General features: G+C 62.9%; 19 protein-coding genes and 2 tRNA genes. 8 read left to right on the top strand and 13 right to left on the bottom strand.

What is annotated here, in order from left to right:
- Window positions 1-37 precede the first annotated feature (37 nt).
- The 6 genes from A3A9_RS0127820 to A3A9_RS0127795 all read right to left on the bottom strand — a co-directional run bounded on the left by A3A9_RS0127820 (window position 38) and on the right by A3A9_RS0127795 (window position 4,779).
- Window positions 38-1,309 (bottom strand): beta-ketoacyl-ACP synthase, encoded by a 1,272-nt coding sequence (locus tag A3A9_RS0127820; RefSeq protein WP_027061564.1) that lies wholly within the window; start codon window positions 1,307-1,309, stop codon window positions 38-40.
- A gap of 48 nt (window positions 1,310-1,357) precedes the next feature.
- On the bottom strand, window positions 1,358-2,548 hold the full coding sequence (locus tag A3A9_RS0127815) for a beta-ketoacyl-ACP synthase (protein WP_027061563.1): 1,191 nt from the start codon (window positions 2,546-2,548) through the stop codon (window positions 1,358-1,360).
- Window positions 2,549-2,603: 55 nt separating this feature from the next.
- Window positions 2,604-2,897, bottom strand: a complete 294-nt coding sequence (locus A3A9_RS0127810; RefSeq protein ID WP_027029416.1) for an acyl carrier protein — start codon at window positions 2,895-2,897, stop codon at window positions 2,604-2,606.
- Window positions 2,898-3,131: 234 nt separating this feature from the next.
- The gene (locus A3A9_RS0127805) at window positions 3,132-4,274 is read right to left on the bottom strand and encodes a slipin family protein (protein ID WP_027061562.1); all 1,143 of its coding nucleotides are present in this window, start codon (window positions 4,272-4,274) and stop codon (window positions 3,132-3,134) included.
- A gap of 363 nt (window positions 4,275-4,637) precedes the next feature.
- Window positions 4,638-4,703: transfer RNA gene (locus A3A9_RS0127800), tRNA-Asn, on the bottom strand.
- A gap of 1 nt (window position 4,704) precedes the next feature.
- Window positions 4,705-4,779: transfer RNA gene (locus A3A9_RS0127795), tRNA-OTHER, on the bottom strand.
- 261 nt (window positions 4,780-5,040) lie between these two features.
- On the opposite strand from A3A9_RS0127795, the gene A3A9_RS0127790 reads away from it, so the two are divergent.
- Window positions 5,041-5,283 (top strand): hypothetical protein, encoded by a 243-nt coding sequence (locus tag A3A9_RS0127790; protein ID WP_245279139.1) that lies wholly within the window; start codon window positions 5,041-5,043, stop codon window positions 5,281-5,283.
- A gap of 11 nt (window positions 5,284-5,294) precedes the next feature.
- Complete coding sequence (locus A3A9_RS39630) at window positions 5,295-5,804, top strand: hypothetical protein (protein ID WP_063827795.1); 510 nt, start codon at window positions 5,295-5,297, stop codon at window positions 5,802-5,804.
- A 59-nt stretch (window positions 5,805-5,863) separates the two neighbouring features.
- Here A3A9_RS39630 and A3A9_RS0127780 read toward each other — a convergent pair whose 3' ends face one another.
- Together A3A9_RS0127780 and A3A9_RS0127775 are read right to left on the bottom strand one after the other, a co-directional pair.
- Entirely contained in the window at window positions 5,864-6,412 is a 549-nt protein-coding gene (locus A3A9_RS0127780; protein ID WP_027061560.1) for a histidine phosphatase family protein, read from the bottom strand.
- A gap of 102 nt (window positions 6,413-6,514) precedes the next feature.
- Window positions 6,515-9,535 (bottom strand): caspase family protein, encoded by a 3,021-nt coding sequence (locus A3A9_RS0127775; RefSeq protein ID WP_027061559.1) that lies wholly within the window; start codon window positions 9,533-9,535, stop codon window positions 6,515-6,517.
- Between the two features lie 111 nt (window positions 9,536-9,646).
- Between A3A9_RS0127775 and A3A9_RS0127770 the strand changes: the two genes are divergently transcribed.
- The 3 genes from A3A9_RS0127770 to A3A9_RS0127760 all read left to right on the top strand — a co-directional run bounded on the left by A3A9_RS0127770 (window position 9,647) and on the right by A3A9_RS0127760 (window position 13,363).
- The gene (locus A3A9_RS0127770; protein WP_027061558.1) at window positions 9,647-10,597 is read left to right on the top strand and encodes an AEC family transporter; all 951 of its coding nucleotides are present in this window, start codon (window positions 9,647-9,649) and stop codon (window positions 10,595-10,597) included.
- A gap of 193 nt (window positions 10,598-10,790) precedes the next feature.
- Window positions 10,791-12,248 carry an NAD-dependent succinate-semialdehyde dehydrogenase gene (locus A3A9_RS0127765; RefSeq protein ID WP_027061557.1) on the top strand — a complete coding sequence of 486 codons (1,458 nt, stop codon included), beginning with the start codon at window positions 10,791-10,793 and terminating at the stop codon, window positions 12,246-12,248.
- Between the two features lie 92 nt (window positions 12,249-12,340).
- Window positions 12,341-13,363: an aldose epimerase family protein gene (locus tag A3A9_RS0127760; RefSeq protein ID WP_027061556.1), complete on the top strand. Its 1,023-nt coding sequence runs from the start codon at window positions 12,341-12,343 to the stop codon at window positions 13,361-13,363.
- Window positions 13,364-13,494: 131 nt separating this feature from the next.
- On the opposite strand, the gene A3A9_RS0127755 is transcribed toward A3A9_RS0127760, so the two are convergent.
- The gene (locus A3A9_RS0127755) at window positions 13,495-14,415 is read right to left on the bottom strand and encodes a sugar kinase (RefSeq protein ID WP_027061555.1); all 921 of its coding nucleotides are present in this window, start codon (window positions 14,413-14,415) and stop codon (window positions 13,495-13,497) included.
- A 151-nt stretch (window positions 14,416-14,566) separates the two neighbouring features.
- Between A3A9_RS0127755 and A3A9_RS0127750 the strand changes: the two genes are divergently transcribed.
- Window positions 14,567-15,016, top strand: coding sequence for a FixH family protein (locus tag A3A9_RS0127750; RefSeq protein ID WP_027061554.1), 450 nt, complete (start codon window positions 14,567-14,569; stop codon window positions 15,014-15,016).
- A 7-nt stretch (window positions 15,017-15,023) separates the two neighbouring features.
- Window positions 15,024-16,223 (top strand): cytochrome-c peroxidase, encoded by a 1,200-nt coding sequence (locus A3A9_RS0127745; RefSeq protein ID WP_027061553.1) that lies wholly within the window; start codon window positions 15,024-15,026, stop codon window positions 16,221-16,223.
- Window positions 16,224-16,225: 2 nt separating this feature from the next.
- On the opposite strand, the gene A3A9_RS0127740 is transcribed toward A3A9_RS0127745, so the two are convergent.
- On the bottom strand, window positions 16,226-16,678 hold the full coding sequence (locus A3A9_RS0127740) for an Lrp/AsnC family transcriptional regulator (protein WP_027029407.1): 453 nt from the start codon (window positions 16,676-16,678) through the stop codon (window positions 16,226-16,228).
- A gap of 163 nt (window positions 16,679-16,841) precedes the next feature.
- On the opposite strand from A3A9_RS0127740, the gene putA reads away from it, so the two are divergent.
- Complete coding sequence (gene putA, locus A3A9_RS0127735; protein WP_027061552.1) at window positions 16,842-20,450, top strand: bifunctional proline dehydrogenase/L-glutamate gamma-semialdehyde dehydrogenase PutA; 3,609 nt, start codon at window positions 16,842-16,844, stop codon at window positions 20,448-20,450.
- Window positions 20,451-20,456: 6 nt separating this feature from the next.
- Here putA and A3A9_RS0127730 read toward each other — a convergent pair whose 3' ends face one another.
- The 3 genes from A3A9_RS0127730 to A3A9_RS0127720 are packed head-to-tail and all read right to left on the bottom strand — an operon-like array spanning window position 20,457 to window position 22,407.
- Complete coding sequence (locus A3A9_RS0127730) at window positions 20,457-20,771, bottom strand: antibiotic biosynthesis monooxygenase family protein (protein WP_027061551.1); 315 nt, start codon at window positions 20,769-20,771, stop codon at window positions 20,457-20,459.
- A 60-nt stretch (window positions 20,772-20,831) separates the two neighbouring features.
- Window positions 20,832-21,962, bottom strand: coding sequence for an energy transducer TonB family protein (locus A3A9_RS0127725; RefSeq protein ID WP_343286141.1), 1,131 nt, complete (start codon window positions 21,960-21,962; stop codon window positions 20,832-20,834).
- 1 nt (window position 21,963) lies between these two features.
- Window positions 21,964-22,407 carry a hypothetical protein gene (locus tag A3A9_RS0127720; RefSeq protein ID WP_027061549.1) on the bottom strand — a complete coding sequence of 148 codons (444 nt, stop codon included), beginning with the start codon at window positions 22,405-22,407 and terminating at the stop codon, window positions 21,964-21,966.
- Window position 22,408 lies beyond the last annotated feature (1 nt).

Raw genomic sequence — 22,408 nt, 5'->3', positions numbered from 1 at the left:
AAGGCCTGTCGGTTCTGTTGGGGCGGAAGTGGCTCGCTTAGACCGGTTCCCGCGCCATGACAAGGCAAGTGTTCTGGCCGCCGAAGCCGAAGGAGTTCGACAAAACGCTGCGAACCTCGGCATTGCGCTTCTTGTTGGGCACCACGTCGAGCACGATTGCCGGGTCGGGGTTGTCGTAATTGATGGTCGGTGGGATGACGCTTTCGCGCATCGTCATCAGCGAGAACGCCGCCTCGACGGCGCCTGCGGCCGACAGCGTGTGGCCGATCATCGACTTGTTCGACGAGACCGGCATCGAGCCGATCCGTTCGCCGAACACCGTCGACAGCGACAGATGTTCCATCTTGTCGTTTTCCGGTGTCGACGTGCCATGAGCATTGACGTAGTCGATCTCGTCCTTGCTCAAGCCGGCATCGGCGAGGGCGGCGCGGACGGCCGCGATTGCCGGCGAACCGTCAGGCTTGGAGCGGGTACGGTGGAAATCGTCGGCTTTCTCGCCGCAGCCGCTGAGGATGCCCAGAACGCTGGCGCCACGCGCAAGGGCTGCTTCCAGCGATTCCAGCACAAGGGCGCCAGAGCCCTCCGCCAACACGAAGCCGTCGCGATCCTTGGAGAAGGGTTTTGACGCCTTTTCGGGATTGTCATTGTGGGTGGAAAGAGCCGACAGCAATGAAAAGCGGATCAAGGCCTCGGCGGTCGCCGAACCGTCGGCGCCGATCGACAGCGCCCGGTCGCATTCGCCGCGGCGGATCGCCTCGACGCCGAGCTGGATGGCGGTGGCGCCCGAAGCACAGGCGGTCGATAGCGTGATTGGCAGGCCGCGCGTGCCGAAATGGTCGGCCAGACGGTCGGCGATCGAGCCGAACTGGGTGGTCTCGAAAATGTCGAGTTCCTTCAGTCCGCGCGCCACCCGCAGCAGCCTTTCGGCGCCGGCGTCCTGGCTGTCGGAATTGTAGAGCGCGAAGCGTTCATGCCAGTCGAGCTCGACCGGCGGCGAAGCGAGGAAGAGCGGCCCACCGAAATCGCCGGAATCGAGACCGGATTCGGCCACGGCCTCACGCGCGGCGGTTTCGGCCAGTTCGTAGGTGAGGGGGCTGGCGCCCTTCGAGCTTGAGTCGAGGAAGTCGACCATGCCTGAAATGCGGGTGTTGAGATGATCGATGGGAAAGCGGGTGATCGGGTGGATGCCCGATTTGCCTGATGTCAGCGCCGCCCAATTGTCAGCCTTGCCGACGCCGAGCGAGGTCACCACGCCAATGCCGGTGACGGCGACGATCGGCCTACCCATGTGATCTCTGAAATTGGTCATCGGGAAGCCCTCGAGCGGTTTAATCTCTGCAACATGGTGCGCGCCGCCTTAAGCGGCATTGACCAGCGCCATGCCCTCGAATTGGTGATAGCCGATCGCCGTTGCAAGGACGCTTGCGGGAATGCCGTCAAACGGCTTCTCGGCTGCGGCATCAAAGACAGGGTAGGCGGCCTTGCGGTCGACAGCGAGTGCTGCCAGCGCCACGGCGAACGGAAACTGCGCTTCCTTCATATGCCCGGTCAGCGTCGAGAAGCCGCGTGTCGTGATCGCCTCGACGGCATCGAGCGCTCTCTTCTCGGCAGTGGTTGCCGCGTGCGCGCCGGACGCGCCGGACATGGCGAGCAGCTTGCCGTTCGGCAGCGACGCCCGGCCGAGCAACGCGGCGATCTCGGCATCGAGTTCTCCACGCGAGCGCCTGGCGCGACCGGAAACGACCGGTCCGAGCTCGGCGTAGATTTTCCGCCCACGACTTGTCGCGTGTTCGCGCTGTTCCAACACCAGGAAGGCGCCGCCGGAGCCGGACACCACGCCACCACCCTCGGCGCCCTGTCTTTGCCAGACAGGCTTCCAGGGGCCGCGATGCAGATAGCCGGCGAGCTCGTAGCCGAGCAGCATGTCGGAATGTTGCGTCTGGAAGGCGCCGCCGACCAGGACATGCGTGGACTGGCCGGAGCGGATGCGCGCGGCTGCCGTCTCGACGGCGGAAACACCAGCGCCTTCCTCGCCCATGAAGGTGCGCGAGGAGCCTGTCACCTTGTGGACGATGGAGATGTTGCCGGCGAGCAGGTTGGAAAGCTGGGCCAGGAACAAGGTCGGCCGCAACTCGGTGGTCAGCTTCTCGTTGAGCAGAACGTCGCGGTCGTTGCGGCTTTCCGAAGCGGCGAGAATGGCGGCATCGACCGCCTCGTCGCGTTCGCCGCCGCCGGCTGCCACAACCATGTCCATGGTCGTGCAGAGCTCGTCATTGCCCTTGATACCGGCATCGTCCAGGGCAAGGCCAGCGGCATAGGTGCCGAGCCGCTGCCAGGTTTCCATCTGCCGCTGGTCGCCACGCTTGGGGATCTGGAGGTTCCAGTCGATTTCCGGCAGCGGATGGACGGTATAGGGCGCAAAGCGCGCGGTTTCGAGCACCGGCTGCAGGCCCGGTTGCGCAAGCCTCTGCCAGTGGGCGTCAGGGCCTTCTCCCAAGGAGGAGACAAGGCCGATACCAGTGATGACGACGTCGCGGGGGCTGCTCATGAGCGGCTTTGTGGGTCAGGCAGCGCAGCCCGTCAAGGCCGCACGCCGGCCGATATCAGGCGGTCTTGGCGGCGACCAGCGCGTCGATCTTGGCGCACAGGTTCTTCATGACGAAGTAATCGTCGGTCGAAGCCTTGCCGTCATTGACTTCCTGGGTCCACTTTTCCAGCGGCACCTTGATGCCGAATTCCTTGTCGATGGCAAAGACGATGTCGAGGAAATCGAGGCTGTCGATGCCGAGATCGTCGATCGTGTGGCTCTCGGGCGTGATGGTGTCGATATCGATCTCGCTGGTGTCGGCAATGATCTTGGCGACTTTGTCGAACGTGGTGGAATTCGTGGTGGACAACGGGGCTTTTCCTTCTTTGCGGGCGGAATCTGTCCGCATCTTGTTTCGGCGCTGTCTAATCGGTTTTTCCCGGCAGGAAAAGGCCTGATAGTCCGGGCGCAGATGGGAAGCGTACCCAAGAAACGCAAGAAGGGCCGCCGGTCAACCCGGCGGCCCTTCCATTGACGCAACGTTAGTCTCTGTTTCGATGCATGTCGTTTTCCCAAAACCGAAACCACTTTCGGGCGACATGCATCAGCTCTCGCGGAGCTTGACCAGGTCGTTGAGCAGTCCGCTCGTCCCGTTGTGGACGGTCAGCCGCTCGACCTTGCCGGCGATGGTTTCCAGAGCCTCGAGCTCCTTCAGCCGCAGCATCACCGGGTTTTCGGCCATCACCTTGGCCGTGTTGAGGAGGGAACGCGTGGCGTTCGTCTCCTCGCGGCGGCGGATGACATTGGCTTCGGCCTGCTTTTCGGCCGAAACCACCTGGTTGAGGATCTCGCGCATCTCGCCCGGCAGGATGACATCCTTGAGCGCGATATCGCTGACCTCGACCCCGATCTCGGCCATGTCGGCACGAACCTTGGCCGCAGCTTCCTCGTCGACCGTCACCTTCTTTTCAAGGATCTGGTCGAGCGTCAGCGCGCTCAGCGTCTTGCGGAAGGCGTATTGCAGGGCGCGGTAAAGGGCCTCGGAGAAGTCCTTCACCGTACTCACCGCCTTGACCGGATCGACGACCCGGTATTCGGCTGCGATGTTGACGCGGATCGTCACGCGATCCTTGGTCAGCACTTCCTGCCCGGCGACGTCAAGCGACTGGCGCTTGAGGTCGACGACCTTCACCTGCACCAAGCGTCCGACATTCCAGAACGCATGCACTCCGGCCGACAACGTCCGCACCAGGACACCGTCGACGAACAGCAATCCGGCCTGGCCGTCAACGACCGGGTGGACGGACATCAATTCCGTCTTCCGGGCCTGGCCGAGCCGGCGCATGACCGCCGGATCGATGGCGAGATCGGCCGCGGTATCGACCATCGTCACCTTCCACGGCCCGGCATCCGTCCACAGCACCAGCTTGCGATCCGGGGCCAGCACGGCATGCAGATTGTCGTCACGCTCGATGACGGCGACATCCGTGCGCCCGGTGCGAACGACAGTGAAATGACGCGCGGCCACATCCGGGAGCTTGTCGAACAACGCCTTCTCGTATGCCGAAACGAATTCCGGGTTCTTCAGATCGTGCCGGGACACCTCAAGGTTGCCGCGCCGGTTGACGAGCGCGTGCTCGCCCGGCAGCAAGACAGCCTTGATCTCCCCCTTGTAGAGGGTGAGGGCACGTTCGTTTTCTTTTACGAGGACGCGCTCGCGTCCAAGAACCTTGTCGAGAACAGTCATTGTCTTACTCCTGTCGGGCATGGCCCCATGCGAGGCGTCAACTCATGCGTCGATCTTCCCTTCGTTTCTCGTTTCACATCGTCATTCCGGGCACGAATGATCCGGGGACTGGTGGCATCAATCCGTGGCGGGCCTGCGGGAGCGGATCGCGGGGCAGGGACGCGGGCTCGGCAAGCCTTGGCCTGCCTTGCCGACGACGCTGCGCCTTGACCATCACCGCGGGCCTGGCCGCGAGCCGATGGCGTCGGACCTTGCGATACGCCCTCAGCCCGAAGGTTCGGTCGTCCGTCAGGTCTTCAGCATTCCAGTCCCCGAACCGTTTTTCAGATAACACCGTGGCAGGGTGCTGGCTTATCGGGCCAATGGAGAAGGAATCGAACCTTCGACAGTCAGATTAACAATCTGATGCTCTACCAAACTGAGCTATCCGTGGTGTGGATGAAGGGACTCGAACCCTCGACCTCCGGACCCAAATCCGGCGCTCTTACCTCTGAGCTACACCCGCAATCCCAATCCCCAAAGCGGCGCCGTATACAGGGCGGCAAAGCCGTCTGCACGGGCGGAGACGAAAGCTCCAACCGTTGTGCTCGCTTCGGTTCTCGTGACCGGGAGCGCGCCTATAGCCCCTGCGACGGGTTGTCGCAAGCGGCATTGTCGCGGCGAATTTGCGGCTTCTTTCGGCGGTGGCATTTCGGCAACACCAGCCCATCGGCGATTGCATGTACCAATGTACCATGGTACATATCTGACTATGGATATAGAACGCGTGCAGACCGGGGTTCGTCTGGAAAAACGATTGGTGAAGGTGCTCAAGGCGCTGGCCGAACATCGCGACATGAGTCTCGGTGATCTCATCGAAGGCATCGTGTTGCATGCTTTCGAAGGGCAGGCGCCGTTCTCACCCGAAACGCTCGAAACGATCAGCCAATTGAAGCGCATCTATGGGCTGGAACTTGGCGCGGCGGACAGCCACGGTCTCATTGACGCGCCATCCTCTGACGGAATGTAAAGGGAAGGCGCATGAAAAACCATCTTGAACGCAGCCACAGCATCGTCCTTTCCGGTCCGGTCGACCGGGTCTTCCCGCTGTTCACGCCGATCGGCGAGACCTTGTGGGTAGAGGGCTGGGACCCGGAATTTCTGCACCCGCAAAGCGGACAAACGCGGCAAGGCATGGTTTTCCGAACCGTCCACGGCGACGAGACGACGCTCTGGGCTTGCGCCGATTGGGATCCAACCGCGCATCGTGTCCGCTATGTCAGGGTCACGCCAGACTCGCGTTTCGGATTTGTCGAAGTGGCCTGCCGTTCGACTGCTGATGGCGGCACCGAAGCATCGATTGACTATACGTTCACGGCTCTGAACGCGGCGGGAGAATCCTATCTGTCTGAACTGACGGAGGATGCCTTCGCGCGCATGATCGAGACGTGGAAATTCCGCATCGATGCGTGGCTGCTTACTGAGACGTCAGTTGGCACTGGTCATCGCGAGAGTATTTCACCGTTTCACGGAAACGGCGAATTACTCTAACTCATTGTTTGGACGCAATTCCGGACGGAAAACCGCTTCACACTTTTCCTGGAATTGCTCTAGAACGTGACGCGGCCGAGGACGCGCAGACCATCGCCCTGCGGCTCGACGACCACGGCCTCGCCCTCACGCGGCGAAATGCCGGTCAGCGCCACGATATCTTCCAGATTGGTAACCATGACCAGATTGTCGGAGCCGGAATAGGCGCGGATTTCCTTCATGATGGCGGCGATCTGCGCTGCTTTCTGGGCATCGTCGCCCTTCAAGAGATCGAGCGGCGCAAAAAGCTCCGGCTCGGCCTCGAAGGCGATGCGCGCGGTGTCGAGGCAACGGCAATAGCGGCTGGACAGGACACGCTCGATGGGGGCCGCGCGTGCGGCAAACAGGGCTCCGATCTTGCTTGCCTGCTGCTTGCCACGCGCCGACAGGTTGATCTGGGTGGCACAGCTGTCGATGTCGAAATTGGCGGGGTCGGTGGTGCCGGTGACCATGGCATGGCGCAGCAGCACCACATGGCCGCCATCGCGCAGCAGCGCCCATCCGGCATCCGTGGCATGGGCCGCGGCCGGGACAACAAGCAGGAACAGCGCCAAGGCAAATCGGATCATCGCAACCCTTCCCAGGAGCCTGGCATCAGACTCCGACCATTCGCATATAGGGATTGGAAAGCGGGCACAAAGACAAGCGAAGCGTCCGCGGCCTCGGCAGCCTCACTTTTTGGCGATCTGCTTTTTCACCAGGTCGATCTTCTGGTCGGTAAGCGGAATGGGGATCGTGTAGCCGGCTTCGGTAAAGCCCTGCTTGGCATTCTCGAAGAATTCGATGGCTTTGAGATATTCCGGCTTGCCGCCGCCATAGCTGGCGCGGCTCCAGTAGACGTCGCCGAGGTTGTTCTGTTCGAAGGCCCACTGCAGCGGTTGGCTTTCCCTGGTGAACACCTTCAACGTCGCCGTGAAAGCCGCCTCGGCCTGGTCGAGGTATTTGCCGGTGCGCTGGAGGTTGCCGAGATTGAGCAGGCTCATGCCGATGCCGTTCTGGGCGTTGGCCCAGTCGATCGGGGCCGCTTCGATGGTCAGCACTTCGAGTGCCGCCCTGCGCGCTGCGATCGAATCCTGCAGGATCCTGGGATCGGCGTTGCTCATGCTCAGCCAGTGCAGCGTTGAGCCCAGGCCAGCCTGGGTCAGCGCCCATTGCCGCGGATTCGTCTCGCGCTTGTATTCGCGCAATGCATTGCGGTAGGCGTCTTCAGCCTCGCTGTAGTGCTCGGGTTTGTCCGTCACGCCGCCGAGAAGCTGCAGTGTGTTGCCGAGATTGTAGTAGCTCATCGCCCAGTCCTGCGGGAATTTCCGCCTGACATAGACCTGCCGGGCTGCCTGGAACGCTGCCGCCGACTGTTCCAGCTTGGCCGCGTCACGGGTGCGCTGGCCGAGCGTCTGATAGATCGAGCCGAGATTGTTCTGCGCCGACGCCCAATCCAACGGGAAGCGCTGCCGGGTAAACACCGTCAGCGCATCATCATAGGCCGCCGCCGCCTCGTCGAGCGTGCTTGTGTCCATATCGAAGCGGGCGACGCCGCTCAGGGCGTTGCCGAGGTTGAGCCGGCTGGTCGCCCAGGATACCGGAAAGGTTTCGCGGGTTCGCACCTTGAGCGCGGCGCGGAACGCATCGGCTGCCTCGTTGATCCTCGCCTTGTCGTTGAGCTGGATGCCAAGCGTCACCAGCGTGTTGCCGAGATTGTTCTCGACCATCGCCCATTCCACCGGCGTTTTTGCGCGCGTGTATTCCTCAAGCGCCAGCCTATAGGCGGCTTCGGCCTGCTTCAGGTGCTCGCCGACGGGTTCACGCTCGGCGAGCGCATAGAGGGCGAGCCCGAGATTGTTCTGTGAGGATGCCCAGTCGAGCGGAAGCTTGTCGCGCGGACGCTTGTCGAGTGTGGCGCGCATCGCCGCCACCGCTTCATTCAAGTGCTTGGGATCGCTCTCGCGCTCGCCGAGCTTCAGCAAAACATTGCCAAGGTTGTTCTGTGCCGCGGCCCAGTTGCGATCGTCTTTCTCGCGCTCGAAGACGACAAGCGAATCGCGAAAGATCTGTGCCGCCTCTTCGAGATGCGCGGTTTCGGTCTCGCGCTCGCCGATGTTTTGCAGCACCACCGCCATGTTGTTGCGGGTGATCGCCCAGTCGCGGTTCTGTTCGCCGTTGGGAATGAAGTTCAGGATGATGCGGTAGGCTTCGATCGCCTGCTGCAGCGAATCGAGATCGCCGGTGGCATAGCCGTAAGAGTTGTGCGCTTCGGCTTCCTGGTTCTTGTAGTTCCAGCGCAGCTTCTCGTCCCATTTCTCGACCAGCGAGAACGCCTTGGCGTAGTCGTTGGCGGCGGATTTGTAATCGAAGATCAGCGCCGAGGCGTCGCCGCGTTTGGCATAGATGGCGGCGTCGGCGATTCGTTTCTGCTTGACCAGTTCCTCGGCCTGGTCGACAGCGCCGCTGTTCTGCTCGACCCTGCCGACCGCGTCATCGAGGAATTTGCGCGCCGTCGCCATGGCGCCCTGGCCGATGGCCTTGTCGGCCGAGGCGACGAGGCGGGTGATCTCCGGATCGTCGGTGCGCAGCGCATTGCGTTCCGCCATCATCTTCTTCAGGCGCTCGGCCTGGGAATTGAGCACCTTTTGCAGCTCTGACGGATCTTCCGGGATTTTTTCGGTGCCGAGCGCCCTTAGCACGCCATAAAGCGCGTCGAGCGGCACGCCCTCTTGCAGTGATGCCAGTTCCACCTGTGCCCGCTTGGGGTCTGGCAGGTCGGAAATGGTCAACAGCAGTTGCCGCCGTTCACCGGTGATCAGCGCGTCATCGCCGGTCGGTTCGGGCGGTGCCACGCCGAAATAAAGCAGCCGTCGCAGGCTTTCATTGACCCAGGGGCGCTGCTTTGCCTTGGTGTCGAGATAGACCTCTTCGGTCACCATGCGCATGACTGAGCCGAATTCGGTGCCTTTCATCGCCGCGAGGTGCCGCAGCAGGGCGGCCGCATAGGGGCTGTTCTCACCAGCCGCGCCGTCCAGCGCCGGGCGACCCGGCTCGGCAGCGAAGCCGATTACGGTGCCGAGGCTCGCATCGGTCGCAGGCGCAGTGCCGAGCGCCTTGGCGCCACGCACCGGCTCCAGCCCGCCAGCGCCGATCGGCTCGGCGGAAGCGGTCGGCGCGCGGCGCACGACCGCATCCGGCGGAAACGGATTGGTGCGGCAGGCATCGAGCAGCACGATCGTCACCGGCACGGTCTTTTTCAGTTCGTCCATAACGGCGGAAATCGGCACCAGCGCATTGTCGGCATCCTTCAGCGAGGAGACGTCGGCATCGACCGGAACCAAATAATTCTCGCCGCCGGCCTCGATGCCGTGGCCGGAATAGTAGATGAAGGCGACGTCGGCGCCTTCGGCATCCTCGACGAACCGTTCCAGGTCGCGTTTCAGCTTGGCGGCATCGCGATCGGTGACGTTGCGGGCGTCGAAGCCGAGATCGGTCAGCATCTTGGCCATGTCGCGGGCATCGTTGGCCGGATTGGCGAGGGCAGCGATGTGCAGGTAATTCGACTGGCCGATGATCAGCGCCACGCCCTTGAGGCTCTTCGTTTCAGCTGATGCAAGCGCCGTCGCGGCTAGACAAAACAGCGCGGCGACGAAAGCCGTCAGCCGCATCCGTGCTAAAAAATTGCGTCCTGAGGTTTCGACAAAGGTCATTTGTCGTTCGTTTCCGCCCTGATACTCCAAACCCTCTATAACGCTGCCATTGGACCATGATCAAATTCGGGCGTGATTGCGCCGCGACCGTGGCTCGCCTATCCCTGAAGAATGTCGCCGCTTACCGAAACGGTCCTCTTCGTCTTCAGCCTCGTGGCGCTCGGCTATCTCGCCGGGCTCACCGGCTATCTGAAACCGTCAAGTGGCGAGGGGATATCCGATTTCGCGGTCTCGGTGGCGATGCCGCTGCTTCTGTTCCAGACCATGGTGAATTCCGACTTCCACGGCGTGGCGCCATGGTCGCTGTGGGGCGCCTATTTCGCGGCAGTGGCCATCACCTGGGCAGCCGGCCATGTCGTCACCACGCGGATATTCGGGCGCGACGCGCGCGCCGGCGTGGTCGGCGGCGTCTCGTCCGCCTATTCCAACGTAGTTCTGCTCGGCGCACCGTTCATCCTGGGCATATTCGGCCCGAGCGGCTTCGAAGTGCTGTCTCTGCTGGTTTCCGTGCACCTGCCAATCATGATGATGGCCTCGATCGTGCTCTTCGAGATGTTCGGCCGCAGCGGTAGCGAACCCGTGCATCCCTTGCGTGTTATCCGCAGTTTCCTGAGACGGCTGTTCCTTAATCCGCTGATCATCGGCATTCTGCTGGGGCTTGCATGGCGCCTGACCGGTGTGCCACTGCCGGATCTCGTCATGCGGCTGGTCGATGCGCTGGCCGATACCGCCGGGCCGGTGGCGCTGTTTGCCATGGGGCTCAGCCTGCGCCGCTTCGGCATATCAGGCAATGTCCGGCCGGCACTGGCGCTTTCAGCGCTGAAGCTGTTTTTGATGCCGGCGCTGGTTCTCGCCTTCGTCTGGCTGCTCGGCCTGCCGCCCTTGACGGCCAAGGTGGCAGTCGTAGTGGCGGCACTGCCCTCCGGCATCAATTCCTATCTGATTGCCGTGCAGTTCAACACCGGGCAGGCGCTGGCATCGAACCAGATGACCATCGCCACGGCCTGTGCCGCCGTCACCACGGCCCTCTGGCTGACCGTGGTTCTCCATGTCTACGGCTAGTTCGTCTACGGCTAGGTCGTCTCCGGCTGGTTTCGTACTGGCCCAAAGCCTATATGCCATCTTGCAATTGATTGCGTGGCTTGCCCTAGGTAAAGAGCACTGGCTCCAGTGTCCCGGCCTCGATACCATCGGGCACGTTCATCGAAGAAAATCCAGATACCGGCCCGTCAGTGCGCCGAGCGGAGGCTACACCATGCTTCAGAAAACCAGCCATTTCATGCGGCAGGCCAATCTCATCAACGGCGAATGGGTGCAGGCCGACAGCGGCCAGACGGTCGACGTCAACAACCCGGCCACCGGCCTCAAGATCGGCACCGTGCCGAAGTCGGGCAAGGCCGAGACCCGCCGTGCCATCGACTCCGCCGCCGAAGCGTTCAAGACCTGGCGCAAGACGACAGCGCTCGAACGCTCGAAGCTGCTGCGCAAGCTGCATGACGCGATGATGGACAATCAGGACGTGCTGGCCGAACTCTTGACCATCGAGCAGGGCAAGTCGCTGTTCGAATCGAAGGGCGAGATCGGCTCTGCCGCGGCTTATATCTTGTGGTTCGCCGAAGAGGGCCGTCGCACTTATGGCGACGTTGTGCCGTCGCCATGGGCGGACCGCCGCATTCTGGTGACCAAGGAACCGGTTGGCGTCATCGCCGCCATCACGCCGTGGAATTTCCCGTCCTCGATGCTCGCCCGCAAGCTCGGGCCTGCTCTCGCCGCCGGCTGCACGGCCGTGGTGAAGCCTGCCTCGCAGACGCCGTATTCCGGGCTCGCCTGGGGTGCGTTGGCGGAGGAAGTCGGCTTCCCCAAGGGCGTCGTCAACATCCTGACCGGTTCGGCCAGCGAGATCGGCGACGAGATCTGCGCCAACCCTCTGGTGTCGAAGATCACCTTCACCGGATCGACCGAGATCGGCAAAATGCTCATCCAGAAGTCATCCGTCACTGTCAAGAAAGTGTCGATGGAACTCGGCGGCAACGCGCCGTTCATCGTCTTCGACGATGCCGATATCGAGCGTGCCGTTGCCGGCGCCATCACGGCCAAGTATCGCAATTCAGGCCAGACCTGCGTTTGCACCAACCGCTTCCTCGTGCAGGCCGGTGTCTACGACAAGTTTGTCGAGAAGCTGGTCGCCGCCAGCAATGCCCTGAAGGTTGGCTCGGGCCTGGAAGAGGGCGTGCAGCAGGGGCCGCTGATCGACGAAAAGGCTGTCGAGAAGGTCGAGGAATTCATCGCCGACGCCACGTCCAAGGGCGGCAAGGTCGTTGCCGGCGGCAAGCGCCACGCGCTTGGCGGTTCGTTCTTCCAGCCGACCGTCATCGCCAATGCGAAGCCCGACATGCGCTTCATGAAGGAAGAGATTTTTGGCCCGATCGCCCCGGTGTTCAAGTTTGAGACCGAAGCGGAAGCCATCGCGCTCGCCAATAATACCGAGTTCGGCCTTGCCGCCTATTTCTACACCGGCGACCTCGGCCGCGCCTTCCGCGTCATGGAAGGGCTGAAATACGGGATGGTTGGCGTCAATGAAGGCCTGATCACCACGCCAGAGGCGCCGTTCGGCGGCGTCAAGGAATCGGGCCTTGGCAAGGAAGGCGGACATCAGGGCATCGAAGACTATCTCGATACCAAATATGTGTGCATCGGCGGCCTCGGCCTCTGATAGACTGGCCCTAAGGTTGGCAGGTCCATGACCTGCCTGCCTTAGGTTGGCAAGAACCTGCCGAGTCCTTGGATTAACTGGCGTTTGCGGGCATGGTGATGAAGGACGGCGAGGTTTTCGGCACGACGCAGGCGGGCGAGGCGGTGCGCCGCTTCACGATCAGGGGCGGCGGTATCACTGCCAACATCATCGGGTTCGGTGCTGTCATCCAGGATTTGCGCCTGACCGGGCACGATGCGCCGCTGGTGCTCGGCTACGACAATCTGCAAGCCTATGAGACCAATAACACGTTCTTTGGCGCGATCGTCGGTCGCTACGCCAATCGCATCCATGATGGCCGTTTTGCCATTGCCGGCAATCGCTACCAGACCGAACAAAACTTCCTGGAAAAGCACACGCTGCATGGCGGCTCGCAAGGCTATTCCCATCGGCCATGGACGGTTTCGCTGCACGGTCGGGATTTCGTCACGCTGACGCTCCACGATCCCGATGGCACGATGGGCTTTCCCGGGGCACTCGACGTCACCTGCACCTACCGGCTGAAGATCCCCGGCACGCTCAGCGTTGAGCTGACGGCGACCTGCGAGGAGCCGACGCTGTGCAATCTCACCCAGCATTCTTACTTCAACCTCGATGATGGCGGCGCCGGTGACATTCTCGACCACCGGATGATGCTGAATGCCGGCGCCTACTTGCCGGTCGATGGTGACATGATCCCGACTGGCGTGGTCAAGCCAGTCGACGGCACGCCTTTCGATTTCCGCCAGGCGCGGCCACTGCGCATGGAGACTGAGGGTGAGCAGCTGCCTTACGACCAGAATTTCTGCCTTGCCTCGGCGCGCGGGCCGCTGCGGCAAGCGTCATGGGCGCAAGGCGCGAATTCCGGTGTCGAGATGGAGGTCTGGACCACGGAGCCCGGCGTCCAGCTGTATACCGGCCAGTATGTGACGCCGCGCAAGGGGCTGGAAGGGCGGGACTACAAGGCTTTTTCCGGCTTCTGCCTTGAGCCGCAGATATGGCCGGATGCACCGAATCGGCCGTATTTTCCACAGGCGACGCTGTGGCCTGGCGCGATCTATCACCATGTCACGGAATACCGCTTCCGCCTGCCTTAAGGCCTGCTGATGTTCGGGTGAGGCCGGACTGCAAATGGCAGCTTCCGGTGCTCACGTACGAAAAGTACGCTCCGCTCCGGTTCTCGGAAGCCACCATTTTCGACTCGGCCTGACCTGAATCTCAACAGACCTTAGTTGGCGAATGCTACTCGTAGCGTCTCGAATGGCGCCAGCGCGCCGCGGACCTGCACCACGGCGGCGGCGACGCGATGGGCTCGGCTTGTCGCTTCCTGCGGGCCATGGCCGGCAAGACGCGCCGCCAGATAGGCGCCATTGAAGGAATCGCCAGCGCCGGTGGTATCGACGGGCGCCGCGACATGGATCGCCGGGACGTCGTGCACTATTCGGTTTTCGGCAATCAGCGCCGGTTGCTCGCCATTCTTAACGATGACCTCGCCGACACGTTGCCGGAGCCGCTCGGCGGTCGCCTGTGGTGTCGCATCCCCAAACAGCATCTGCTCGTCAGGGAAGGTCGGCAGGGCGATGTCGGTGACGCCAAGCGCCGCGACGATCGCTGCCTGCGCGTCCTCGCGATTGCGCCACAGCCGTGGCCGGTAGTTGGGATCAAAGGCAATCAGCGAGCCCGCCGCCCGTGCCTTGGCGACAGCCGCCAGCAACGTGGCCCGCGCGGCATCGTCCAGAATTGCCAAAGTGATTCCGGAAAAGTACACAAGCGCCTGATTTTCAAGGTTTTTAGAGAGTGCCGTAGGGTCCGAGGCAAGCTGCCGGGCGGCGGCGTCGCCGCGCCAGTAGGTGAAGGAGCGCTCGGCACCGGTCAGCGTGATGGCATAAAGGCCGGGGCGGGCGCCCGGTATCACCGGACTGGAACCGATGCCGATGCCGTTTTCAGCGAAGAAGCCGATCTGGCCCTGCGAGAAGGGGTCGTCGCCGAAGGCCGAGACATAGGTTGCAGGGCGGTCGCCGCTCAACGCATGCAGCGCCCACAGCGTGTTGAACGTGTCGCCGGCAAAACCCATGCGCCAGTTCGGGCCGGTCTGGCCCGACAGTTCGAGCATGCATTCGCCGATCGAGGCGACGCCGTTTCCCGCCATCTGCAATCCTCCAGTGATTTCGGTGCTGTAGCTTTTTGCCAGCGGCAGCGCCATGCTTGGCAAGCAGGCATTTTTGCGCCACAGCGTTTTCCCACAGGCTGGCGGGACGCGATCCGCCCGGCGGAACGTTGTCCGCAGAAGAGGAACCGGTTTGGCATCATTATGGCGTTATCTCCTGGCGGGTCTTGGTCTGGCTGCGTTGCTGGTCGGCATTCTGGCGGTCGTCTATCTGACGGCGCCGCAATCGGCGCAGACCGTCGGCCCGGATGTCTCGCGCACGCGAAACAGCGACAACGGGCTGTTCGTGGCAAGTTTTTCGCCGGAGCGGGGCGTTGTGCGGCAGGGCGAATTGGAATCCTGGCTGCTCACCTTGAAGACAAAGGCCGGCGCGCCGGTGGAAGGAGCCGCGATCGCGATCTCCGGCGGCATGCCGCAGCACGATCACGGCCTGCCGACCAGCCCGCAGGCGACCGATTATCTCGGCGATGGGCGCTACCGGATCGAAGGGGTGAAGTTCACGATGAGTGGCTTGTGGCAGCTGCATTTCGCCATCTCGGCCTCTGCCGGCTCCGATACGGTGCTGTTCAACGTGGTGCTGTGAGCGGCCGATGAAGCGCCTTTTCTGCTTTTTGGCGCTGACCGTGGCCGTCATCCTTGTCGGCTGCGGCAAGCCGGATTTCTCCGACGCCGAGAAGAAAACCATCGCTTCGCTGGCCCTCAACACATTGCCTTCGTTGCAGCCCGACACCACCAATCGTTTTGCCGACGTGCCGGCGGCTGCCGCGCTTGGCTCGACGCTGTTCTTCGATCTGGGCATGAGTCGCGACGGCACGGTGTCATGCTCGACCTGCCACAAGATCGACCGCCAGTTCCAGGACGATCTGCCGCAAGCTGTCGGCGTCGGCCGCACCAACCGACGCACCATGGCGCTGGCCGGCGTGGCACGCGACCCCTGGTTCTTCTGGGACGGTCGCCGCGACAGCCTGTGGGCGCAAGCGGTGACGCCGCTTGAGAACCCACTGGAGCAGGCGGGAAACCGCGCCGCCTACGCGCATTATATCAAGACGCGTTTCGGCGAGCGCTATGAGCGCATCTTCGGGCCGCTGCCCGATTTTGCCGGCTTGCCATTGAACGCCAGCCCGCTTGGAACCGATGCCGAAAAGGCCGCCTGGAACGCGATGAGCGATACGCAACGCGACGCGATAAACCGCGTCTTTGCCAATATCGGCAAGGCGATAGCGGCTTTCGAACGCTCGATCGAGCCGGCGCAGACGCGCTTCGACCGCTTCGCGCTGGACCTTGCTACCGGCGCCGAGCCCAAGGACGACGCCGTCTTTACACGGGAAGAAATTCTTGGGCTGAAACTGTTCATCGGCAAGGCCAATTGCGTGATCTGCCACAACGGCCCGCGCTTAACGGATAACAGCTTTCACAACACCGGGGCGCCGCCTGTCGCCGACCTGCCCTTGGATCGCGGTCGCATTGACGCTGTGGCACAGGTCGAGGCCGATCCATTCAACTGTTTTGGCGCCTATCGCGATGGTGATGCCAGCGCATGCGGCGAACTGCGGTTCATGGTCAAGGATGCGCCGCAACTGATGCGCGCCTACAAGACGCCGTCGCTGCGGGGCGCGGCAACGCGGCCGCCTTACATGCATGCCGGCCAGTTTTCGTCGCTTGACGAGGTTGTGGCGCACTACGCCAAGGCGGCGCCGAGTGTGGAGGGGACAAGCGAGATTCACCCGCTGGAGCTGTCGGACCGCGAGCGCGCCGCGCTGGTGGCGTTTTTAAAGACGCTGTCGGAATAGAGTCACCTGTCCTTCACCGTCTCCATCGCCACGAAGGTCGAGGTCTGGGCGACATGCGGGAGGGCCGAGATACGCTCGCCGAGCACGCGGCGATAGGCGGCGATGTCCCGGGTGCGGACTTTCAGCAGATAATCGAAGCTCGACGCCATCATATGGCATTGCTCGATCTCCGGCACGGCCTGCACCGACCGGTTGAAAGCGTCGAGCGCTGCCGACCTGGTATCGGACAATTTCACCTGGACGAAGGCGACATGGCCTTCACCCATGCGCTCGCGGTCGATGATCGCCTGATAGCCCCTGATATAGCCATCCTTCTCGAGCCGCTTGACCCGTGCCTGCACGGGCGTCTTGGACAGACCGACCTTTGCCGCGAGTTCCGACATCGAAAGCCGGCCATCGCTTGCCAGCGCCGACAGGATGTTCCGGTCGATGCGGTCCAATTGATCTTCTGTCATCTAAATTGCAGTCCACATACTTATCTGGGGCCTCCATGATAGTTCGAATGACCTGCTATGTCGATTTCTTTGGACCGGCTCAAAATTCGGAGCTGTGCTAGCTTGCGCCATTCGGTCCGGTGACCGCCGGCCCGCTCCCCTTTGCTCGATCCACGGGACCGCCATGCCGCTCGATGCCATCCGCCAGCAGATCCGCGCCAACTATCTGCCTGACGAGGACGAGGCCGTGAAACGGCTGGCCGAGGCGACAGGGCTTTCGGCAGAAGATCGCAATACGATCTCGGCGCGAGCCGCCGATCTGGTGCGGGCGGTGCGCGGCTCATCCGAGCCCCGGCTGATGGAGGTCTTCCTCTCGGCCTATGGACTCTCCACCAAGGAAGGCGTGGCGCTGATGTGCCTGGCCGAGGCGCTGCTGCGCGTGCCGGACACCGAGACGATGGACGATTTGATCGCCGACAAGATCGCGCCGCACGACTGGTCGGCGCATTCCGGCGGTTCGAGCTCGATCTTCGTCAATGCCTCGACCTGGGCACTGATGCTGACAGGCCGCGTCCTCGACGAGGGCGAGGGCGGCATCGAAGGCACGCTGCGCTCGATGGTGCGCCGACTGGGCGAGCCGGTCATCCGCAAGGCGGTGGCCGCCGCCATGCGCGAGATGGGCGAGCAGTTCGTGCTCGGCCGCACCATTGCGGAAGCCGTCAAGCGCGGCCGGCCAATGATTCAGAAGGGCTATCTATACTCCTTCGACATGCTGGGCGAGGCGGCTCGCACCGAGGCTGACGCCCTGCGTTACCTCAAGGCCTATGCCGATGCGATTTCATCGCTCGATTCCGGCTCCAACGGTCCTGATATCAGGCAGAATCACGGCATTTCGGTCAAGCTGTCGGCGCTGCATCCACGCTACGAGGTGGCGCAGAAGGAAGAGATGCTGCCGGTCATGGCCGAGCGGCTTCTGGCGCTGGCGCTCGCAGCCAGACATTCGCGCATGGGCCTCAACATCGACGCCGAAGAGGCGGATCGCCTCGATCTGTCGCTTGACGTGATCGAGCGGGTGCTGGCCGATCCGGAACTCGCCGGCTGGAACGGTTTTGGCGTCGTCGTCCAGGCCTATGGCCCGAGGGCTGCTTTCACCATCGACTGGCTCTACGCGCTGGCGAAAAAGTACGACCGCACCATCATGGTGCGGCTGGTCAAGGGCGCCTATTGGGACACCGAGATCAAACGGGCGCAGACGCTTGGGCTTACCGGCTATCCCGTCTTTACCCGCAAGGCCAACACCGACGTTTCCTACATGGCCTGCGCGAAAAAACTGCTTGGCATGACCGACCGCATCTATCCGCAATTCGCCACCCACAATGCGCATACCGTTGCTGCCATCCTGTCGATGGCTGACAATCGCGACACCTTCGAGTTCCAGCGCCTGCACGGCATGGGCGAGGCGCTGCATGAGACGGTGCGTAAATCGGAGGGCACACGCTGCCGCATCTATGCGCCGGTCGGCGCGCATTCCGACCTGCTTGCCTATCTGGTTCGCCGGCTGCTGGAGAACGGCGCCAATTCCTCCTTCGTGCACCAGCTGACCGACGAGGATGTCGAGCCGGAGGATATCGCGCGCGATCCACTGGAGACAGTCGAGGATCAAGGCCCTGCCGCCAATCCGGCGATTGCTCGGCCGTCCCAGATCTTTGGCGCCGGCCGCCATAATTCGAAGGGATTCGATATCACCGACACGGTGACGCTGGCGGCGATCGACAAGGCCAAGGCGGCCTTCGCCGGCTCGGATCGCTGGCATGCCAAGCCGATCACGCGGGCTGCCGGCTATGGCAAACAGCGTCCGATCGTCAATCCGGCCAAGCCTGAGGAAGTGGTCGGCACGGTTCACGAGGCCGCCGCCAAGCAGGTTGCGACCGCCGTGCGCTTCGCGGTCGAGGCGCAGCCGGCCTGGGCGAGGCGGTCGGTCGCCGAGCGGGCCGCTATCCTCAACCGCGCCGCCGACCTCTATGAAGCCAATGCCGTCGAATTCTTCGCGCTCGCCACAAGAGAGGCCGGCAAATCATTGGCCGACGGTGTCGCCGAGGTGCGTGAGGCCGTCGACTTCCTGCGCTACTACGCCGCCGCGGCGGCCAACAACGAAGCCGGCACCGAGGCGCGCGGCGCCATTGTCTGCATTTCGCCTTGGAATTTCCCGCTCGCCATCTTCACCGGCCAGATCGCTGCCGCACTCGTCACCGGCAATTCGGTGATCGCCAAGCCGGCCGAGCAGACACCGCTGATCGCTTTCCGCGCCGTCGAACTTTTGCGCGAGGCCGGCGTGCCGGAAGATGTCATCCAGCTTCTGCCCGGTGACGGCCCTTCGGTCGGTGGTCCGCTGACCGCTGATCCACGCATTGCCGGTGTCTGCTTCACCGGCTCGACCGAGGTTGCCAAGCTGATCGAGAAGCAATTGGCCGAGACCGCCGCACCCGACGCGATGCTGATCGCGGAGACCGGTGGCTTGAATGCGATGATCGTCGATTCCACCGCGCTGCCCGAACAGGCGGTGCGCGACATCCTGGCCTCGGCCTTCCAGAGCGCTGGCCAGCGCTGCTCGGCGCTGCGCGTGCTCTATGTGCAGAAGGACGTCGAGAAAAAGATGCTGGAGATGCTGAAAGGCGCCATGGAGGCGCTCAACATCGGTGATCCCTGGCAAATCTCGACCGATGTCGGTCCGGTCATCGACGAGGAGGCCCAAAGCTCCATCCGGGACTATTGCACCAGAATGGGCCTGCAGGGCCGGCTGATCGCCAAGCTCGAGGCGCCGAAGGATGGCCGCTTCGTCGCGCCACATGTCTTCCGCGTCAAAGGCATCGAGGAGATGGAGCGCGAGGTGTTCGGGCCGGTGCTGCATGTCGCCAGTTTCGATGCCGACAAGATTGATACGGTGATCGCCGAGATCAACCGCAAGGGCTACGGCCTGACCTTTGGCCTGCACACCCGCATCGAGGGCCGTGTCCAGCATTTCGTCGATGGCATTCATGCAGGCAACATCTATGTCAACCGCAACCAGATCGGCGCCGTCGTCGGCTCGCAGCCATTTGGCGGCGAAGGCCTATCCGGCACCGGGCCAAAGGCCGGTGGGCCGCATTATCTTCGGCGCTTCCGCAGGGGACCTGAGGCCGGCACGCATGTGGGAGAAGGCCACAAGGTGACCGCGACCGAGCTTGCCGACAATCTGCCCGATCCAGCGCTTGGCGGCTGGTCGACGCGGCCGGATCGAATTGCGATCCTGAGAAAACATCTGCGCGGCAAGGGGGCGGCCGCCATTGGTGCGGCCGCTGCAATCGATTTCGGTCAGGTCGATCTGCCTGGACCAACCGGCGAGGCCAACACGCTGTCGCTGTCGCCGCGCGGGCGCGTGCTGTGCCTTGGTCCCGACGCTGACACTCTGCTCGCCCAGACGATCCAGGCGCTCGCCGCCGGCAATGCGGTGCTGGCCGTGGCTCCAGGGGCACCGGCCGCACTTTCCGCATTGACCGGCAAGGGCCTGCCGCTGGCGGCCATAGATGGCCGGCCTGATCCGGTCGAAGCGCGCTCGCTGCGCGTCGATGTCGTCGCTTTTTCCGGGACACAAGAAGCCGCACGCATCGTGCGCAAGGTCATCGCCGATTGGACTGGCCCGATTGTGCCGCTGGTCAGCGAAGTGCTCAACCCGGCGGCCTATGCTCATGAGCGCGCTGTCTGCGTCGACACCACGGCGGCGGGTGGCAATGCCAGCCTGCTCGCCAGTGCCTGATCCGACCTAAGCGCCCTCGACGACGGAAAAGCCCTCGAATTGCGGGTGGCCGAGATAGTGGACCTTGGTCGTGCCGACATTCCTGTGGGCGGCACGGAAATTCTCCGACTTGGTCCAGACGACGAAATCATCGTGGCTCGCCCACACCGTGTGCGAGGCAAAAAGCGTGTAGCCCTCGGCCTCGTTGACCGGGCCGCGCAGCAGGTGGAATTCGCGAAAACCCTTCATCTCGGCAAGGCTGGAATCACGGTTTTTCCAGACAGCCTCGAAATCGGCCTCCGAGCCGTTCTGCACCTTGAAGCGGTTCATGGCGATGTACATGGGCTTTCCTTTTAAAATCAATGGATTGCAGGGATTTCTAATGGCTTGAAAGGGGGGCATTCAAAACGGTCCGATGGCGCCGGTGAACTCCAGGCTGCTGCCGATTTTGGGTGGGATAGGCGGGAAAGGCGCTGCCTTGCGAACGATGCCAAGCACGATCTGGTCGAAGGTCTGCGACCCGGAGCTTTCCAGGATACGCAGGTCATCGATGCCGCCTCTGCTGCTGATAACGAAGGTCACAACGGCATTGTTGCGCGCGGTCAGTTGCAGGGAAGGCGGGACGGCTCGATTGACACGACTGAGCTTTCTGATCACGTCGCCGCGGTAGCTGTCTTCTGCGGCGCTGCCTGGCTCTTCCTGTTTTTTGCCCTTGCTGGCCGCCTGAGCCAGCCGGTCCTGGCCGTCAGCGGTGCCGCGCTTCTCGTCCACAGCTTTTGAAGGGACGGCCGCCGGCGTTGGCCTGGCGCTTGGGATCGGCGGTTGCTCTGGAGCGGCGACAGGCATTTCGATGGCTTCGGCCTGCGCGCTCGGCTGTGCCGGCGTCTCGGCTTTGGCAGCCACGCTTTGGTCATCGGGGCGCGGGGTCGCCGCCACCAGTATGTCTGGCGTGACCGCTGGTTGTTTGACAGCTTCCGGCAAGGGCTTAGGCAGTGGCTTCGCTTGTTCGGGCGTGAGAGTATGCTGCACGGCTTCTTGTACGGGCTGCGACGGTTTTGTCGGCTGCTCCGGCCTGGCTGCCTTTGCGGGTTCCGGTTTGGCAGGCTCCGGTTTTTGCACCAGTGTGACATTGATTGCCGCCGGGTCCTTGTCCAGCGCGCTGCCGGCGACCTTGTCGCCGGTCTGATCGCTGCCTTCCGACTGCATGGTGTCCTGTAAATCGGATCTGCCGGCGGTCGAGATCAGAAAGGCGGCCGCCACTGCGGCATGGAGCACGCACGAGATAACGATCGCCGCTGTCCACTTGCCACTCCAGGCAGACGGCCGCGCCGGCGCGAGCCGCTCGGCCGGCGCTATTGCCAACTCGCTGCCAGCGTCGGGGAGGGGACTGATTTCCTGCATGTCGCGGGCGGGAAATTGCAGCGACGCGCGTAGACTTGCCAAATCAAGATCGGTTGCCTCAAACGGCAACCAATCGAAGCCGGCCAGGGGTCCTGCCACGGTCTTTGCGGGGAATGCGCGATGCAGTCCCACTTCAGACGCCGAAAGCGATACCGGTCTTGGTGTCGGTCTTCAGCTTGCGCATGCAGGCACTCGTCTCGACGCCGGTGCCGGCGCATTCGGTGGCGCTGTTGATCAGCACGCGGCTGACCTTGGTGCAGTCGGTGCCGGCCAGATCGAAGCGCGTCACCTTGGTCTTGCCGGCCGGCAGGTCCTTGAAGTCAAGCACGGTCAGCCGGTCGACGACGCCCGCTTGGTTGAACAGCGCGATCTCGAACGCCGCCTTGGAGAGGTCGGCACCAAGGTTGTTGTTGACCAGGAAGGTCAGCCGGCAACCTTTTTCGGATGGTTGCGCGGCGTTGAGTTCGAGGGTCAGCGCGGGGACCGGCGCGGACTCTTCAGCCCACGCCGGAACCATCGCCAGCGACATCGCAAACGTCGAGGTCAGCAGACGAAGGGATGTCGTCAAGCTCTTCATG

Source organism: Mesorhizobium loti CJ3sym, from assembly GCF_000472785.1.
Classification (GTDB): Bacteria; Pseudomonadota; Alphaproteobacteria; order Rhizobiales; family Rhizobiaceae; genus Mesorhizobium; species Mesorhizobium loti_E.
This window is presented reverse-complemented; position numbering and strand designations above follow the sequence as displayed.

Coding starts and splice junctions, on each gene's coding strand:
- A3A9_RS0127820 (WP_027061564.1), bottom strand. CDS start 1,309: ATGACCAATTTCAGAGATCACATGGGTAGGCCGATCGTCGCCGTCACC.
- A3A9_RS0127815 (WP_027061563.1), bottom strand. CDS start 2,548: ATGAGCAGCCCCCGCGACGTCGTCATCACTGGTATCGGCCTTGTCTCC.
- A3A9_RS0127805 (WP_027061562.1), bottom strand. CDS start 4,274: ATGACTGTTCTCGACAAGGTTCTTGGACGCGAGCGCGTCCTCGTAAAA.
- A3A9_RS39630 (WP_063827795.1), top strand. CDS start 5,295: ATGAAAAACCATCTTGAACGCAGCCACAGCATCGTCCTTTCCGGTCCG.
- A3A9_RS0127780 (WP_027061560.1), bottom strand. CDS start 6,412: ATGATCCGATTTGCCTTGGCGCTGTTCCTGCTTGTTGTCCCGGCCGCG.
- A3A9_RS0127775 (WP_027061559.1), bottom strand. CDS start 9,535: ATGACCTTTGTCGAAACCTCAGGACGCAATTTTTTAGCACGGATGCGG.
- A3A9_RS0127770 (WP_027061558.1), top strand. CDS start 9,647: ATGTCGCCGCTTACCGAAACGGTCCTCTTCGTCTTCAGCCTCGTGGCG.
- A3A9_RS0127765 (WP_027061557.1), top strand. CDS start 10,791: ATGCTTCAGAAAACCAGCCATTTCATGCGGCAGGCCAATCTCATCAAC.
- A3A9_RS0127760 (WP_027061556.1), top strand. CDS start 12,341: ATGGTGATGAAGGACGGCGAGGTTTTCGGCACGACGCAGGCGGGCGAG.
- A3A9_RS0127755 (WP_027061555.1), bottom strand. CDS start 14,415: ATGGCGGGAAACGGCGTCGCCTCGATCGGCGAATGCATGCTCGAACTG.
- A3A9_RS0127745 (WP_027061553.1), top strand. CDS start 15,024: ATGAAGCGCCTTTTCTGCTTTTTGGCGCTGACCGTGGCCGTCATCCTT.
- A3A9_RS0127740 (WP_027029407.1), bottom strand. CDS start 16,678: ATGACAGAAGATCAATTGGACCGCATCGACCGGAACATCCTGTCGGCG.
- putA (WP_027061552.1), top strand. CDS start 16,842: ATGCCGCTCGATGCCATCCGCCAGCAGATCCGCGCCAACTATCTGCCT.
- A3A9_RS0127730 (WP_027061551.1), bottom strand. CDS start 20,771: ATGTACATCGCCATGAACCGCTTCAAGGTGCAGAACGGCTCGGAGGCC.
- A3A9_RS0127720 (WP_027061549.1), bottom strand. CDS start 22,407: ATGAAGAGCTTGACGACATCCCTTCGTCTGCTGACCTCGACGTTTGCG.